Consider the following 1,674-nt stretch of genomic DNA (forward strand, 5'->3'; position numbering starts at 1 on the left):
AAACAAAGCGCGGCGTCCTCACATTCGAGCCGGACTGGCAGGACCGGCTGAAAGCCATGGAGCTGCATCTCGATATCCGCAAACGGCTTCTTGAGCAGCAGCAACTTGCGAGAGACCTGCAGGGGCGTGACCGGACGCGATCAGCCGAAAAGGGAATCAGCCGGTAGATCCCGATTTATTTTTGACGCACCGAAGAGGCGCCCGTGCTGACCTGAATGCTGTGTAAACCCAGCTGCAGCTTGCGCGCTCGGACAAGCTTCCCGTCGTGGCGGACGCTCATCCGTTTCCGGCAAATCGGCTTTGAATTCTTGAACCGCTCGAAACGGATCAAAGCCGGCCAGCACCGATGCTGAAGTGGGGCACAGGCAGGGCACGCGTAAAATATGCGATTCTTGAGTACTGCCTAATGCCTTGATCTTAATGGTCGGAGTGAGAGGATTCGAACCTCCGACCCCTAGCTCCCGAAGCTAGTGCTCTACCAGGCTGAGCCACACTCCGATACCGTCTTTTGCCGGAGGCGCTGCGAAGCGTCCCGGCCGGGAAGTGGCGCTTTTACGCGTGGTGCCGGATTTTGCAAGGGGGCAAAAGGGACGGGCGGCGATTGCCCGGACGGCAATAATCCTGCCGGAATTGCCCGGCAGGGTGCGTCAGGGGCGGAGCGAGGTGAGATGCACGCGGCATGGCTTTTCGGCGGACTGGCAGCCGGCTTTCTGGGGGGGTGCGCCGCCGTGCCGGAAGGGCCCCGCGGCTCCTACCATCCTGACGTCGCCGTCCCTGCGCCGGTCGCAGCAGAGACCGCTGCGACACCGCTGGGCCTGCTGGTAATCGACCGGCTGGCGGATGATTTTCCCCAGGCTGGTGAAGTCCGCGAAGCTGCGGAGATCGACCTCATCGTTGTGCACTCCATCGGAGGGCCGATCTGCCGGGACGGCGCGATCTGGTTCACGCCTGCTAAAGGCAGCGCCGTATTTTGGCGCGACTGGTTTCTTGGCGAAGGCGGAAAAAGCATTCATTACGTGATCGGGCGCGAGGGCGACATTGCCCAGCAGCGTCCCGAACTGCGCATGGCCGGGCATGTCAGCTTCGGCGGCATCCTGCAGCAGGTTAACCGGCGCTCCATCGGCATCGAACTGGTCAACCGGGGCGACGGCAACGAGCCGTTTCCGGGCGAGCAGATCGCGGCGCTCTCGGCGCTCGTCGCTGAAATCGCGGCCCGCTATGACCTGCCACCGGAAGCGCTGGTCACTCATGCGGCCCTCGACGACCGGATGCAGCCCCATTGCGGCGGCGTGCCGCTGCGCCGAAATCCAGATCCCGGCCCGCTCTTCCCGCTCGAAGATGTGCGCGCAGCGGCCTGGGCGCCGGAGACTTCCCCGCACTAAGATCTGCGCCGCCTACTTTCCGGTCAAGCCTGTTGAAGACCGCTTTCTGCGATCAGTCTGAACCCAAACAGGATGCCTGAAGGCACGCAATCATGAGAGGCCCGGATGGCGAGGCAGCGTACACTGAAGAAACTGATCGAGCTCTGCTGGACGCAGGTCTGGAACAATCGCAACGCCGAGATGATCCGGGAATTATGCGCTGATCCCCTCGTGCGGCGCGACCCGGGTAGCGTGACGCCCTTGCCGCTCGAGGACCAGATCGCCCGTGTGCGCCAGCAGAGCGAACACGCTG

Annotated in this window: 1 protein-coding gene, 1 tRNA gene and 1 pseudogene; 2 read left to right on the forward strand and 1 reads right to left on the reverse strand. The window is 63.1% G+C overall.

The window, feature by feature from the left end:
• Positions 1–421: 421 nt before the first annotated feature.
• A tRNA-Pro gene (locus WEA77_RS15465) sits at positions 422–498 on the reverse strand.
• Between the two features lie 170 nt (positions 499–668).
• On the opposite strand from WEA77_RS15465, the gene WEA77_RS15470 reads away from it, so the two are divergent.
• Complete coding sequence (locus tag WEA77_RS15470) at positions 669–1,382, forward strand: N-acetylmuramoyl-L-alanine amidase (RefSeq protein ID WP_368068768.1); 714 nt, start codon at positions 669–671, stop codon at positions 1,380–1,382.
• 105 nt (positions 1,383–1,487) lie between these two features.
• A pseudogene (locus WEA77_RS15475) lies at positions 1,488–1,674 on the forward strand (hypothetical protein); the annotation flags it as partial.

This window comes from Hyphomonas sp. (assembly GCF_040882205.1).
Taxonomy (GTDB): domain Bacteria; phylum Pseudomonadota; class Alphaproteobacteria; order Caulobacterales; family Hyphomonadaceae; genus Hyphomonas.

Bases quoted from the DNA above. Each gene is read 5' to 3' on its own strand.
- WEA77_RS15470 (WP_368068768.1), top strand. From the start codon at position 669: ATGCACGCGGCATGGCTTTTCGGCGGACTGGCAGCCGGCTTTCTGGGG.